This is a genomic window from Roseateles aquatilis, assembly GCF_002205645.1.
GTDB classification, from domain to species: Bacteria; Pseudomonadota; Gammaproteobacteria; order Burkholderiales; family Burkholderiaceae_C; genus Roseateles; species Roseateles aquatilis.
Genome location: NZ_NIOF01000004.1, coordinates 154489 through 168113, shown reverse-complemented (window position 1 = coordinate 168113; position 13625 = coordinate 154489). Strand labels below are relative to the sequence as shown.

The following is a 13625-nucleotide window of genomic DNA, read 5'->3' as shown; positions in this document are numbered from 1 at the left end:
TGGAGCAGTTTTCCCATGGACAGCACGAAGCCCACCCCCACCCCCACCTCCGCCGCCACCTCCCGCATCCCCGTCATCTTCGACACCGACCCGGGCATCGACGACGCGCTGGCGCTCGCCCTGCTGGCCTGCCATCCGCGCTTCGAGCTGCTGGCGGTGACTGCGGTGTTCGGCAACGGCCCAGTGGACATCACGACGCGCAACGCGCGCGGCCTGACGGCGCTCTTCGGCCGGGACATCCCCGTCGCCGCCGGCGCGCCCGGCCCGCTGCGCGATGAGCGCCGCCGCGCCGATGCCGCGCATGTGCACGGCGATGACGGCCTCGGCGGACTGAGCGCCAGCCTGCCCGCGCCGACGCGGCCGCTCGATGCGCGTCCGTCCGACCAACTGATCTGCGACCTGGTCAACGAGCGGCCGGGCGAGATCACGCTGGTCGCCGTCGGCCCGTTCACCAACCTCGCGCTGGCGCTGCGCCGCGATCCGACGATCGCCGCGAAGGTCAAGCAGGTGGTCGTGATGGGCGGCGCTTTCGGCTTGCGCGGCCATGCCGGCAACGTGACGCCGGTGGCGGAGGCCAACATCATGGCCGACCCCGAGGCCGCGGACCAGGTCTTCACCGCCCCCTGGCCCGTCACCATCGTCGGCCTGGACGTGACGCAGGAGGCGATCATGCGCGAGTCCGAGCTCGCCAAGCTGCGCGGGCGCGGGCAGGGCGCCGGCGACCTGCTGTGGCTGGCCACGCGCCACTACCAGCAGTTCTACGACGCGCGCGACGGCATCGGCGGCATCTACGCGCACGACGCCAGCGCGGCGGCGATCCTGCTGGTGCCGGACGCCTTCACGCTGCGCGCCGGGCCGGTGCGGGTGGTGCTGGAGGGCATCGCCACCGGCCAGACCATCCAGGACTGGCGCGGCGAGCACGGCAGCCAGACGCCGTGGAGCGGCCACCCGGCGCAGCAGGTCTGCGTCGAGGTGGACGCGGCCCGCGTGCTGGCGTTGTTCGACGAGATCTTCTGATCCGGCGATGATCCCCCCGGGCTGCGCCGCGCCGCCCGGCCCCAGAATTTCAAGACACGACGCCGCGCCCCGCGCGCGTCCCGAGCGTCCCAAGGAGAACCGCATGTCGACCCAAGCCGTGAAGCTGCTGCTGCCCCGTTGGCTGATCACCATGACCCCGGACAGCCCCGTGCTGGAGCAGCACGCGCTGGCCATCGAGGGCGACCGCATCGCCGCCGTGCTGCCGCGCGAGGAAGCGCTGCGGCGCTACGCCACCGCGGAGCGCGTCGAGCTGCCCCACCACGTGCTGATCCCCGGCCTGATCAACGCCCACACGCACTCGGCGATGTCGCTGCTGCGCGGCGTGGCCGACGACCTGGCGCTGATGGACTGGCTCAACAACCACATCTGGCCGCTGGAGCGCCAATGGGTCAGCGAGGACTGGACCTACCAGGGCTCGCTGCTGTCCGCCGCCGAGGCGATCCGCGGCGGGGTGACCTACCTCAACGACATGTACTTCTTCCCCACCGCCATGGCGCGCGCCGCGGTGGACAGCGGCATCCGGGCGGGCGTGTCGATCAACGTCATCGACTTCCCCACCGGCTACGCCGCCAACGCGCAGGACTACATCGCCAAGGGCCTGGCCGCCTATGAGCAGTTCAAGGGCGAGTCGCTGCTCGACTGGACCAGCGCGCCGCACGCGCCGTACACGGTCTCCGACGAGACCTTCGTCCAGCTGCGCGAGCTGGCCGAGAAGTACGACCTGCAGATGCACTGCCACATCCACGAGACGCAGGACGAGATCGACGGCAGCCTCAAGCAATACGGCGAGCGTCCGCTGGCCCGCCTGAACAAGCTCGGCCTGCTGAACGCCAAGATGATCGCCGTCCACATGGTCCACCTGGACCCGGACGAGATCGACCTGATCGCGCGCCAGGGCGTGCACCTGGTCCACAACCCGAGCTCCAACCTGAAGCTGGCCTCGGGCGTCGCCCCGGTCAAGGCGCTGGAAGCGGCCGGCGTCAACACCATCCTGGGCACCGACGGCGCCGCGTCCAACAACCGCCAGGACATGTTCAGCGAGATCCGCGCCGCCGCGCTGCTCGCCAAGGGCGTGACCGGCGATCCGCTGACCGTCACCGCCCGCACCGCGCTGGAGATGGCCACCGTGCGCGCCGCCAAGGCCATGGGCCGCGCCAGCGACCTCGGCACCCTGGAGGCCGGCAAGCTGGCCGACGTGGTGGCGGTGGCGCTCGACTCGATCGAATGCCAGCCGGTCTATCACGCCGATGCGCAGCTGGTTTATGTCGCCGGCCGTGAACATGTCACGGACGTCTGGGTCGGCGGCCGCCAGTTGCTGAAAAACCGTCACGTTCTGTCGATCGATACCAACGGTCTCCTGGGCCGCGTGCAAGACATCGTGGCTAAGATGCGCGCCGGGCGCTGATCCCCCCTGAACGCGGGGTGATCGGCGACCAGGCGCCGGCGTCACCCTGTCCGCCGGCTTCGAGGGGACAGAGCCGGCGGACTGCCCACGCTGGCGGGACAACACCATGAACAAGCCTTCCTGGAGCCGCCGCTTCACCCGCCGCCTCACGCGCGGCATCGGCCAGCGCCTCGGCGCCGCCACCGCCATCGCGGCACTCGCGCTCGGCGGTTTCACCTCCGCCGCGCGCGCCGACATCCTCGTCGGCCAGACCGCCGGCTTCACCGGCCAGGTCGCGGCCAGCGTCAAGGAACTCACCCTCGGCGCCAGGCTCTACATCGACCACGTCAACGCCAGCGGCGGCGTCAACGGCCAGAAAATCGACCTGGTGTCGATGGACGATGGCTTCGATCCCAAGCGGGCAGCGGCCAATGCGCAGACGTTGATCGACAAGGGCGCCGTCGCACTCTTCCTCACGCGGGGAACGCCGCATACGCAGGCGGTGATGCCGCTCCTGGAGAAGGCGCAGATCCCGCTCGTGGCGCCATCGACCGGTGCGATGCTGCTCCACAAACCCGTCAACCCCTACGTCTTCAACGTCCGCGCCACCTACCAGCGCGAGGCGGAGCGCGCCGTCCAGCTGCTGCTCGAAATGGGCAACACGCGCATCGCCCTGGTCCAGGTCAACGATACCTTCGGCGCCGATGGCGTGGCAGGAGCCATGCGAGGCTTCGAGGACCGGAAAATGAAACCGGTCGCCCACTTCACCTACGACCGGGAAAAGCCCGACGTCCCCGGCATGGTCAAGCAGCTCGTGGCCATCGACCCTCAGGTCGTGCTGCTGGTCGCTTCTCAGCAGATCACCTCGGACACCATCAACGCGCTCCGGGCGGCTGGGTCCCGCATCCTGGGGGCCACGCTCTCCAATAACGCGTCCAATGGCTTCGTCCAACTGCTGGGACAGAACGCGGCGGGGATCATCGTCTCCCAAGTCTTCCCCAGTGAACGGTCCATGAATATCCCGTTGGTGCGGGAACTCGCCGACCTCGTCAAGGCAAAACCCGCCGAGTCGGGCGGGCAGGTCACCCCAGCCATGATGGAAGGCTTCGCGAGCGCCAAAGTCCTCGTCGAAGGGCTCAAGCGCGCAGGGAAGGACCCGTCGCGGGCGTCCATCCTCAAGGCGCTCAATGGCATGAGCCGCTACGACCTGGGCGGCATGGAGCTCGGCTTCAGTCCGACCGATCACACCGGGACTAGCTACGCTGATATCGCCATCATCGATCCGAGGGGGCGATTCTTGCGGTGATTCCTCGGGCTTTTCGCCTGTGGGGTAGCCCGCCGGGATTTCGCCCCGGCGGGCGACTCCCTTTTCTGGTCGCGCCCAGAAAAGGAAGCAAAAGAAGCGCTGACTCCCGGCGAGCTTGCTCGCTGACATCCGGTCCGTCGCTCGTCACTGCGCTCCGAGACTCGTCCAGCACTGCTACTGGAACCCCCACCACTCGCTGACGTCCCATCCCCTCGCTGCGAAGGCTTGCCCGCATCCGCGGGACGCGCCCACCGAGCCAACCAGCAGTTCCAGCCGCGCCAGTGCTTCGGCGCTTCGGCCGCTCCGGTCGCTTCACCTGCGCCTCCTCCCCTCCGATCCTCGGGACCCTTCCGGTCAGCACGACGTTGGTGCCAGCCATGCACCGTCGTGCCGCGTCGGTGCACACGAAAGTAGACTGATTGGTCCATGTTTGACTGGTTGGTCTGCTTTATGTCGTTGTTTTTTATTGCTTTTATTTGAGTGGCACGGCTTGTGCAAATGGAAGGGCTCTTCATCCCCCATCGGAGCCTCCATGAAAGTCGGCGTCTTCATCCCCATCGGCAACAACGGTTGGCTCATCTCGGAGAACGCGCCGCAGTACAAGCCGACCTTCGCGCTCAATAAGGAAATCGCGCTGACCGCGGAGCAGTACGGCCTCGACTTCATCCTGTCGATGATCAAGCTGCGCGGCTTCGGAGGGAAAACGGAGTTCTGGGATCACAACCTGGAGTCCTTCACTCTCATGGCCGGCCTGGCCGCGGTGACGACGAAGATCAAGCTGTTCGCCACCGCCGCCTCGCTGGTCATGCCCCCGGCCATCGTCGCCCGCATGGCGTCGACGATCGACAGCATCTCCAACGGCCGCTTCGGCGTGAATCTGGTCACCGGCTGGCAACGCCCCGAGTACTCGCAGATGGGCATGTGGCCCGGCGATCAGTTCTTCAGCACCCGCTACCACTACCTCTCCGAGTACGTGCAGGTGCTGCGCGACCTCTGGCAGACGGGCAGGTCCGATCTGAAGGGCGAGTTCTTCAAGATGGACGATTGCCGCCTCAGCCCCAGACCGCAGGCCGACGTGAAGGTCATCTGCGCAGGCTCCAGCGACGCAGGCATGGCGTTCTCCGCCAAGTACGCGGACTACAACTTCTGCTTCGGTAAGGGCGTGAACACGCCCCAGGCGTTCGCGCCGTCAGCGCAGAAGCTGATCGAGGCCACCCGGCAGACTGGCCGCCAGGTCAGCACCTACGTGCTCATGATGGTCATCGCCGACGAGACCGACGAGGCCGCCCGCGCCAAGTGGGATCACTACAAGGCCGGCGCCGACCAGGAAGCCATCGCCTGGCTCGGCGAGCAGGGCGCCGCCGACAAGCAGTCGGGCACCGATACGAATGTCCGCCAGATGGCCGACCCGACCTCCGCGGTCAATATCAACATGGGCACGCTGGTCGGCTCCTATGCCTCCATCGCCCGGATGCTGGACGAGGTGGCGGAGGTCGAAGGCACCGAAGGCGTGCTGCTGACCTTCGATCACTTCGTGGACGGCGTGAAGCTCTTCGGCGAACGCATTCAGCCGCTGATGCGCTGCCGCGTCGACGCCGATTCGCCTGTGCCCTCGCAGGTCGCCTCGCAGGCCGCGCGCGTGGCCCGCGTAGCCTGAGGAGACGGCGATGACCCTCCAACACGTCACCATCACCTCCGACGTGCCCGTCGGCCCCGCGCAGGCGCCCGGAGCGCCCGCGCCGCTCGTGATGCAGGCACGGCCCGAGCCCGTGGCCTTCCAGCCCGGACAGACGGCGCTCATCGTGGTCGACATGCAGAACGCCTATGCCTCCGTCGGCGGCTACGTCGATTCGGCCGGCTTCGATATCTCCGGCGCCCAGGGCGTCATCGGCAATATCGCCAGGACCGTCGAGGCCGCCCGCGCGGCCGGCGTGCTGGTGGTCTTCCTGCAGAACGGCTGGGACGACCAGTACGTCGAGGCCGGCGGCCCCGGCTCGCCCAACTGGTACAAGTCCAACGCGCTCAAGACGATGCGCAAGAAGCCCGAGTTCGCCGGCAAGTTCCTGGCCAAGGGCGGTTGGGACTACGCGCTGGTCGATGCCCTCCAGCCCAGGGACGGCGACATCCTTGTGCCCAAGACCCGCTACAGCGGCTTCTTCAACAGCGCATTGGACAGCACGCTGCGCGCGCGCGGCATCCGCAGCCTGGTGTTCACCGGCATCGCCACCAACGTGTGCGTCGAGTCCACCCTGCGCGACGCGTTCCACCTCGAATACTTCTGCGTGCTGCTCGAAGACGCCACGCATGAACTCGGCGGCCCCGCCATCCAGCAAGCCTCCACCTACAACGTCGAGACCTTCTTCGGATGGGTCTCCGCGGTGGACGCCTTCCGCCACAGCCTCGCCCCCATCGCCAATCGCCAATCGCCAATCGCTGATCGCTGATCGCTGATCGCTGATCGCTGATCGCTGATCGCTGATCGCTGATCGCTGATCGCCTGACCTGCCACGGACCCGGAGTTCCCATGCCCAAGCAAGCCATCATTCCCGCCGGTACCGGCACGCCGATCGCTCCCTTCGTGCCCGGCACGCTGGCCGACGGCATCCTGTATGTCTCGGGCACGCTGCCCTTCGACAAGGACAACAACGTGGTCCACGTCGGCGACGCCGCCGCCCAGACCCGGCACGTGCTGGAGATCATCCGCGGCGTGATCGAAACCGCCGGCGGCTCGATGGAGGACGTGACCTTCAACGCCATCATGATCAAGGACTGGGCGGACTACGCGAAGGTCAACGCCGTCTACGCCGAGTTCTTCCCCGGCGTGAAACCCGCGCGGTATTGCATCCAGTGCGGCCTGGTGAAGCCCGAGGCGTTGGTCGAGATCGCCTCGATCGCGCACCTGGGCCAGTGAAGCGGCCGGGAGCACCCATGTCCCTTCACTACGAAGTCCACGGACCCGCGCGAGCCGACGGGCCGAGCGTGCTGCTGTCCTCGGGCCTGGGCGGCTCGGCCACCTATTGGAAGCACCAGTTGGACGTGCTGGTGGCCGCCGGCCGCCGCGTCATCGTCTACGACCAGCGCGGCACCGGGCGCAGTCCCGCCGAGCTGCCGGGGGACTACGCCATCGCGGACATGGCGCAGGACGTGGAACACATCCTCGATGACTCGGACACGCGGACCTGCCATCTCGTCGGGCACGCGCTGGGTGGGCTGGTGGGCCTGCAACTGGCCCTCGATCACCCCGATCGCATCGGCAGCCTGACGCTGATCAACGCCTGGGCCGCGCCCAATCCGCACACGGCGCGTTGCTTCGACGCGCGCCTGGCGCTGCTGGACGCCCGCGGCCCGGCGGCCTATGTCGCCGCGCAGCCGCTGTTTCTGTACCCCGCGGCCTGGGCGCTGGCGAATGCCGATCTGGTCGACGAAGAAGTGGCGCACGCCATCGCCCACTTCCCCGGCGCGGCCAACATGCATGCGCGCATCGGCGCGCTGCGGGCCTTCGACGTCGCGGCGCGCCTGCACCAGGTGGGCTGCCCCGTCCTGGTCATGGCCGCGCAGGACGACATCCTGGTCCCCTGGACCCAGTCCAGCCTGCTGGCCCGGGGCCTGCCGCACGCGACGCTGGCCTGCATGCCGCATGGCGGCCACGCCCACAACGTCACCGCGCCGCAGGCCTTCAATCGCGGCCTGCTCGCCTTCCTCGATCGTCTTGATCGCCTCGATCACCTTGACCGGTAGCACGCCCATGTCCGACGTCCTCGATGCCCAGTCGCTGGGCCAGCTCTTCACCGAGGCCCGCAGCCACAACGGCTGGCTGGCGGAGCCGCTCGACGATGCCGTGCTGATGCGGCTCTACGAGCTGGTCCGGCTGGGGCCGACTTCCGCCAATTGCTCGCCGGCGCGGTTCACCTTCGTGCGCACGCCCGAAGGCAAGGCGCGGCTCGCCCCCGCGCTCTCCAAGGGCAATCTTGAAAAGACCATGACAGCGCCCGTGACCGTGATCGCGGCCTGGGACACGGCCTTCCACGACCAGTTGCCGGCGCTCTTCCCGCATGTCGACGCCCGCGGCTGGTTCACGTCCAGCCCGGAGCTCGCGCACGAGACCGCGTTCCGCAACGCCACGCTGCAAGCCGCCTACCTGATCGTGGCCGCGCGGGCGTTGGGCCTCGACGCGGGGCCGATGTCCGGCTTCGACCGGGCCCGGGTGGATGCCGCCTTCTTCGAGGGCAGCACCTGGACGGCCAATCTACTCATCAACCTGGGGCACGGCGATCACGCCAAGCTGCGGGGCCGGCTCCCGCGGCTGGCCTTCGAGCACGCCTGTCAACTGGTCTGAAGGTCTGAAGTCCGACGGTCTCAAAAGGAGCCCCGCCCATGCACCCGCAAGTCATCGCCGCCGCAGCGGCCTCCCAGCTCCCCGCGGACTCGCCTGGCGCCGATCCCGCGTTGTCCAAGGCCGACTTCCGGCAGGCGATGTCGCGGCTGGGGGCCGCGGTGAACATCGTCACCACCGATGGGGCGGCGGGCAGGGCCGGCTTCACGGCCTCCGCCGTCTGCAGCGTCACCGACGAGCCGCCCATGCTGCTGGTCTGCCTCAACCGGAACGCGTCCGTCTACGACGCCGTCAAGGCGAACGGCGTGTTGTGCGTCAACGCGCTCGGCGCGGGCCACCAGGACCTGTCCAACCTGTTCGGCGGCAAGACGCCGATGGTGGACCGCTTCGCCGCCGCGCAGTGGGCGTCGGGCCACACCGGCGCGCCCGTGCTGACCGGCGCGCCGGTGGCCTTCGACTGCCGGGTGGTGGGCTGCACGTCGGTGGGCACGCACGACGTCCTGTTCTGCGCGGTCCAGGCCGTCATCCTGGGCGAGGCGGCGCACGGCCTGATGTACTTCGGCCGGAAGTACCACGAGCTCGACGCCGCGCACTGACCGGCCCGCGGCGCTCAGCCGGGACGCTGGTCCCCGGTGCGCGCCAGCACGCCGTCCAGGATGATGCGCTCCACGTTGGCCACCGACTGCTCGAAGAACTGCCGGTCCTTGAGCGTCTTGCCGGTGAGCGCCTGGACCTGGAACGCGAAGTCGGCGTACTGCTGCGTGGTGGACCAGAGCGCGAACAGGAAATGTGCCGGGTCCACGTCGGCGGAGAACTGCCCCGCGGCCCGCCACTGGAGGATGACCTCGGTCTTCTGCGCCACCAGCGCCTTGAGGCCCTTCTTGATGTCCGGACCCAGCAGCGGCGCGCCGCGGACAAGCTCCAGGCAGAACAGCCTGGACGCTTCCGGGTTGTCGCGGGAGGCCTGCATCTTCTGGCGGATGTAGCCGGAGATGGCCACCCGCGGGTCCTGCTCGGCGGAGAACGAGCGCAGCGGCTCCAGCCACACCGCCAGGATGTCCCTGAGCACCGCGACGTACAGGTCGTCCTTGTTGGCGAAGTAGTACAGCAGGTTGGTCTTGGAGACGTCCGCGAGCTTGGCGATTTCCTCGACGCTGACGCCATGCAAGCCGGCCTGCGAGAACAGCCTGAGCGCGGCGTCGAGGATGACCTGGCGCTTCTCCCCGATCAACCGCTGGCGTCGCGCGACGGTGTCGGGCAGCGCCTTGGCCGCGACCCGCGCCGTTTTCCTGACGGGCTTGTGCTCCGCATCTTTTTCCATTCCCCGCGAATCCTCGAAACGGCGCCCGGACGCCCCGAGGCAAGCCCCTCATCTTATCGAGCCCGTCCGTCGATCGGCCGCGTCGCGGGCGCCCGGGCGACCGGGCGCACGGCCGCGCCGGGTAAACCCGGTGCGCCCGGCGTCACTGGCTAGAATGTCGGGCTCACCGCCGCGGCGCGCGCGGCGCAAACCCCCCGGGATCCCATGGCCAGCACCACCTCCTCCAAGCATCTCATTCACTTCGAGGGGGGCAATGCCCTCTCGGCCTTCCGGGCCGCCGCGCTGCTGGCCCGCCTGCAGGCCGTCAGCGACCGCATCTCCGCCATCCACGCCCGCCACGTCCACTGGGTCTGGTCCGACACCGCCATCGACGCCGACAGCCACGCCAGGCTCGCCGCGCTGCTGGACTACGGCGACCGCTACGAGGGCCCGGCGGACGGCGCCCTGATCGTCACCGCGCCGCGCCTGGGCACGCTGAGCCCCTGGGCTTCCAAGGCCACCGACATCGCCCACAACTGCGGCCTGACCATCCACCGCGTCGAGCGCGTCACCGAGTACCGCCTGACGCTCAAGTCCGGCCTGCTGGCCGGCCTGACCGGCGGCGCCAAGCCGCTGTCCGAGGACGAACTCCTGGCGTGCGCCGACCTGCTGCACGACCGCATGACCGAAAGCGTGCTGCTGTCGCGCGAGGACGCCCGCCATCTCTTCGACGACAAGCAGGCGCAGCCGCTGGCGCACGTGGACGTGCTGGGCCGCGGCCGCGCCGCGCTGGACGAGGCCAACGGCGCCTGGGGCCTGGCGCTGTCCGAGGACGAGATCGAGTACCTGGTCAACGCCTTCACCAAGCTCGACCGCGACCCGAGCGACGTCGAGCTCATGATGTTCGCGCAGGCCAACAGCGAGCACTGCCGCCACAAGATCTTCAACGCGCAGTTCACCATCGACGGCCAGGCGCAGCCGCTCTCGCTGTTCGGCATGATCCGCAACACCGAGAAGCTCAATCCGCAGCACACCGTCATCGCCTACGCCGACAACGCCGCGGTGATGGAAGGCCATGAGATCGAACGCTGGATGGCCGCGGGCGACCGCCGCGCACCCCGGTATGAGGCGCGCGCCGAGACCGCCCATGTGCTGATGAAGGTCGAGACGCACAACCACCCGACCGCCATCTCCCCGCATCCCGGTGCGTCCACCGGCGCCGGCGGCGAGATCCGCGACGAGGGCGCCACCGGCCGAGGCGCCAAGCCCAAGGCCGGCCTGACCGGCTTCTCGGTGTCCAACCTGCACCTGCCGGGCCTGTCCGAGCCCTGGGAGCAGAACCCCGTCGGCAAGCCCGCCCACATCGCCAGCGCGCTGCAGATCATGACCGAGGGCCCGCTGGGCGGCGCCGCGTTCAACAACGAGTTCGGCCGCCCCGCGCTGGGCGGCTACTTCCGCGTCTTCGAGCAGGACGTCGACGGCATCCGCCGCGGATATCACAAGCCCATCATGATCGCCGGGGGCCTGGGCGCGATCCGCGCGGACCAGACCAGGAAGATCGAGTTCCCCGCCGGCTCGCTGCTGATCCAGCTCGGCGGCCCCGGCATGCGCATCGGCATGGGCGGCAGCGCCGCCAGCTCGATGGCCGCGGGCACCAACACCGCCGACCTGGACTTCGATTCGGTCCAGCGCGGCAACCCCGAGATCCAGCGCCGCGCGCAGGAAGTCCTCAACCATTGCTGGGGCCTGGCCGAGCGCAACCCCATCCTGGCGGTGCACGACGTCGGCGCGGGCGGCATTTCCAATGCCTTCCCGGAACTGGTGAACGATGCCGGCCGCGGCGCGACCTTCGACCTGCGTCAGGTGCCGCTGGAGGAGAGCGGCCTGGCGCCCAAGGAGATCTGGTGCAACGAGAGCCAGGAGCGCTATGTCCTGGCGATCGCGCCCGGGAGCCTGGAGCTCTTCACCGCCATGTGCGAGCGTGAGCGCTGCCCCTTCGGCGTCGTCGGCGTGACCACCGAGCACCGCGAGCTGGTGCTGGAGGACGGCGTCGCGTCGGGCGGCACCGGCGAGCGCGCCATCGACATGCCCATGGACGTGCTGCTGGGCAAGCCGCCCAAGATGCACCGCGACGTGACCCGCGTCGCACGCTCCGGCGGCGCGCTGGACCTGAACGGCGTCGACCTCGCGACCGCGGCCCGGGCCGTGCTGCGTCACCCGACCGTGGCCAGCAAGCGCTTCCTGGTGACCATCGGCGACCGCACCGTCGGCGGCCTGAACCACCGCGACCAGATGGTCGGCCCATGGCAGGTGCCGGTGGCCGATTGCGCGGTCACGCTGGCCGATTTCAAGGGCTTCGCCGGCGAGGCGATGAGCATGGGCGAGCGCACGCCGCTGGCCGCCGTGGACGCCCCCGCGTCCGGCCGCATGGCCGTGGCCGAGGCCATCACCAACCTGCTGGCCGCGCCGATCGAGCTGTCCCGCGTCAAGCTGTCCGCCAACTGGATGGCCGCTTGCGGCGAGGCCGGCGAGGACGCGGCGCTGTTCGACACCGTCAAGGCGGTCGGCATGGACCTGTGCCCGGCGCTGGGCGTGTCCATCCCGGTCGGCAAGGATTCGCTGTCGATGCGCACCCGCTGGACCGACGCGGGCGGCCAGGCCCGCCAGGTCACCGCGCCGGTGTCGCTGATCATCACGGCCTTCGCGTCGCTGGACGACGTGCGGGGCACGCTGACGCCGCAACTGCGCGACGGCGACACGACGCTGATCCTGGTCGACCTCGGCCAGGGCCGCATGCGCATGGGCGGCTCCATCCTGGCGCAGACGCTGAGCCAGTTCGGCCCCGAGGTGCCGGACCTGGACGATCCGGCGCAGCTGAAGGCGCTGGTGACCGCGGTCAACGACCTGCGCGGCCAGGGCAAGCTGCTGGCGTACCACGACCGCAGCGACGGCGGTCTGTTCGCCGCGGCGCTGGAGATGGCCTTCGCGGGCCAGCGCGGTGTCAGCCTGAACGTCGACATGCTGGTCACCGAAGGCGACGGCATCAGCGACAGCCGCGCCGAGATGGGCGACTCCAAGAACTGGGCCGGCCAGGTCAGCGCCCGCCGCGAGGAACTGACGCTGAAGGCGCTGTTCAACGAGGAACTGGGCGTCGTGCTGCAGGTCGCCACCGGCGATCGCGACGCGGTGTTGCAGACACTGCGCACGCACGGCTTGTCGAAGTTCAGCCATGTCGTCGGCAAGACCAACACGTCGGCGCAGGCCGAGGTCTGGCGCGACGCGAAGAAGGTGTTCGCCGCGCCGCTGCAGGATCTGCATCAGGACTGGGATCAGGTGTCCTGGCGCATCGCCCGCGATCGCGACAACCCCGCTTGCGCGGACCAGGAACACGCGCTGGCCGGCCAGCCCGGCGGCGGGCTGCACTGGTTGCCCAGCTTCGACACGACGGTCGATGTCGCGGCGCCGTTCATCGCCACCGGCGTGCGACCCAAGGTCGCGATCTTGCGCGAGCAGGGCGTCAACTCGCACATCGAGATGGCCTACGCGATGGCGCAGGCCGGCTTCGACAGCTACGACGTACACATGAGCGACCTGCAGGCCGGCGCGGTCGACCTGGCGACGTTCAAGGGTTTTGTCGCCTGCGGCGGCTTCAGCTACGGCGACACGCTGGGCGCGGGCGAGGGCTGGGCCCGCTCCATCCTCTTCAACCCGCGGTTGAAGGACGCCTTCGAGGGCTTCTTCGCGCGTCAGGACAGCTTCGCGCTGGGCGTGTGCAACGGCTGTCAGATGCTGGCCGCGCTGTCGCCGATGATCCCGGGCGCGCAGGACTGGCCCAAGTTCGTCCGCAACCGCAGCGAGCAGTTCGAGGCGCGCCTGGCGCAGGTCGAGATCCTCGAGTCCCCCAGCCTGTTCTTCGCCAGCATGGCCGGCAGCCGCCTGCCGATCGCGGTGGCGCACGGCGAGGGCTTCGCCGACTTCTCGCAACGCGGCAATGCAGATCAGGTGCTGCGCGCGATGCGTTATGTCGACGGCAACGGGCAGGCCACCGAGCAATACCCGCTCAACCCGAACGGCAGCCCGCAAGGCCTGACCGCTGTGACGACGGCCGACGGCCGCTTCACTGCGCTGATGCCGCATCCGGAACGTGTCTTCCGCAACATCCAGATGAGCTGGACCGGCGGCGACGCCGCGCAGTTCAGCCCGTGGATGCGGATGTTCCGCAATGCGCGGAAGTGGGTGGGCTGAGGCCCGGCCGATGGCCGAA

The 13625-nt window shown here is 69.2% G+C and carries 11 protein-coding genes; 10 read left to right on the top strand and 1 reads right to left on the bottom strand.

From position 1 onward, the window contains the following. The first annotated feature begins 15 nt into the window (after window positions 1–15). The 9 genes from CDN99_RS11270 to rutF all read left to right on the top strand — a co-directional run bounded on the left by CDN99_RS11270 (window position 16) and on the right by rutF (window position 8657). Window positions 16–1017 (top strand): nucleoside hydrolase, encoded by a 1002-nt coding sequence (locus CDN99_RS11270; RefSeq protein WP_088384953.1) that lies wholly within the window; start codon window positions 16–18, stop codon window positions 1015–1017. Window positions 1018–1120: 103 nt separating this feature from the next. Then, window positions 1121–2443, top strand: coding sequence for a TRZ/ATZ family hydrolase (locus CDN99_RS11265; RefSeq protein ID WP_088384952.1), 1323 nt, complete (start codon window positions 1121–1123; stop codon window positions 2441–2443). Between the two features lie 106 nt (window positions 2444–2549). Next, complete coding sequence (locus CDN99_RS11260; protein ID WP_088384951.1) at window positions 2550–3728, top strand: ABC transporter substrate-binding protein; 1179 nt, start codon at window positions 2550–2552, stop codon at window positions 3726–3728. Between the two features lie 532 nt (window positions 3729–4260). Beyond that, complete coding sequence (gene rutA, locus CDN99_RS11255) at window positions 4261–5385, top strand: pyrimidine utilization protein A (protein ID WP_088384950.1); 1125 nt, start codon at window positions 4261–4263, stop codon at window positions 5383–5385. 10 nt (window positions 5386–5395) lie between these two features. After that, window positions 5396–6172: a pyrimidine utilization protein B gene (gene rutB / locus CDN99_RS11250; RefSeq protein WP_088384949.1), complete on the top strand. Its 777-nt coding sequence runs from the start codon at window positions 5396–5398 to the stop codon at window positions 6170–6172. A gap of 80 nt (window positions 6173–6252) precedes the next feature. Beyond that, window positions 6253–6639: a pyrimidine utilization protein C gene (rutC, locus tag CDN99_RS11245; RefSeq protein WP_088384948.1), complete on the top strand. Its 387-nt coding sequence runs from the start codon at window positions 6253–6255 to the stop codon at window positions 6637–6639. A 17-nt stretch (window positions 6640–6656) separates the two neighbouring features. After that, a complete protein-coding gene (gene rutD / locus CDN99_RS11240; RefSeq protein WP_088384947.1) occupies window positions 6657–7466 on the top strand; it encodes a pyrimidine utilization protein D in 810 nt (269 codons plus the stop codon). 7 nt (window positions 7467–7473) lie between these two features. Beyond that, a complete protein-coding gene (locus tag CDN99_RS11235) occupies window positions 7474–8064 on the top strand; it encodes a malonic semialdehyde reductase (RefSeq protein ID WP_088384946.1) in 591 nt (196 codons plus the stop codon). A 38-nt stretch (window positions 8065–8102) separates the two neighbouring features. Beyond that, a complete protein-coding gene (rutF, locus tag CDN99_RS11230; RefSeq protein WP_088384945.1) occupies window positions 8103–8657 on the top strand; it encodes an NADH-dependent FMN reductase RutF in 555 nt (184 codons plus the stop codon). 14 nt (window positions 8658–8671) lie between these two features. Here rutF and rutR read toward each other — a convergent pair whose 3' ends face one another. After that, entirely contained in the window at window positions 8672–9382 is a 711-nt protein-coding gene (gene rutR / locus CDN99_RS11225; protein WP_088384944.1) for an HTH-type transcriptional regulator RutR, read from the bottom strand. A 204-nt stretch (window positions 9383–9586) separates the two neighbouring features. On the opposite strand from rutR, the gene purL reads away from it, so the two are divergent. Further along, complete coding sequence (gene purL / locus CDN99_RS11220; RefSeq protein WP_088384943.1) at window positions 9587–13606, top strand: phosphoribosylformylglycinamidine synthase; 4020 nt, start codon at window positions 9587–9589, stop codon at window positions 13604–13606. Window positions 13607–13625 lie beyond the last annotated feature (19 nt).

Excerpts from the sequence above, each read along its gene's own strand:
- rutA (WP_088384950.1), top strand. The coding sequence starts at position 4,261 with ATGAAAGTCGGCGTCTTCATCCCCATCGGCAACAACGGTTGGCTCATC.
- rutB (WP_088384949.1), top strand. The coding sequence starts at position 5,396 with ATGACCCTCCAACACGTCACCATCACCTCCGACGTGCCCGTCGGCCCC.
- rutD (WP_088384947.1), top strand. The coding sequence starts at position 6,657 with ATGTCCCTTCACTACGAAGTCCACGGACCCGCGCGAGCCGACGGGCCG.
- CDN99_RS11265 (WP_088384952.1), top strand. The coding sequence starts at position 1,121 with ATGTCGACCCAAGCCGTGAAGCTGCTGCTGCCCCGTTGGCTGATCACC.
- rutR (WP_088384944.1), bottom strand. The coding sequence starts at position 9,382 with ATGGAAAAAGATGCGGAGCACAAGCCCGTCAGGAAAACGGCGCGGGTC.
- CDN99_RS11235 (WP_088384946.1), top strand. The coding sequence starts at position 7,474 with ATGTCCGACGTCCTCGATGCCCAGTCGCTGGGCCAGCTCTTCACCGAG.
- rutC (WP_088384948.1), top strand. The coding sequence starts at position 6,253 with ATGCCCAAGCAAGCCATCATTCCCGCCGGTACCGGCACGCCGATCGCT.
- purL (WP_088384943.1), top strand. The coding sequence starts at position 9,587 with ATGGCCAGCACCACCTCCTCCAAGCATCTCATTCACTTCGAGGGGGGC.
- CDN99_RS11270 (WP_088384953.1), top strand. The coding sequence starts at position 16 with ATGGACAGCACGAAGCCCACCCCCACCCCCACCTCCGCCGCCACCTCC.
- rutF (WP_088384945.1), top strand. The coding sequence starts at position 8,103 with ATGCACCCGCAAGTCATCGCCGCCGCAGCGGCCTCCCAGCTCCCCGCG.
- CDN99_RS11260 (WP_088384951.1), top strand. The coding sequence starts at position 2,550 with ATGAACAAGCCTTCCTGGAGCCGCCGCTTCACCCGCCGCCTCACGCGC.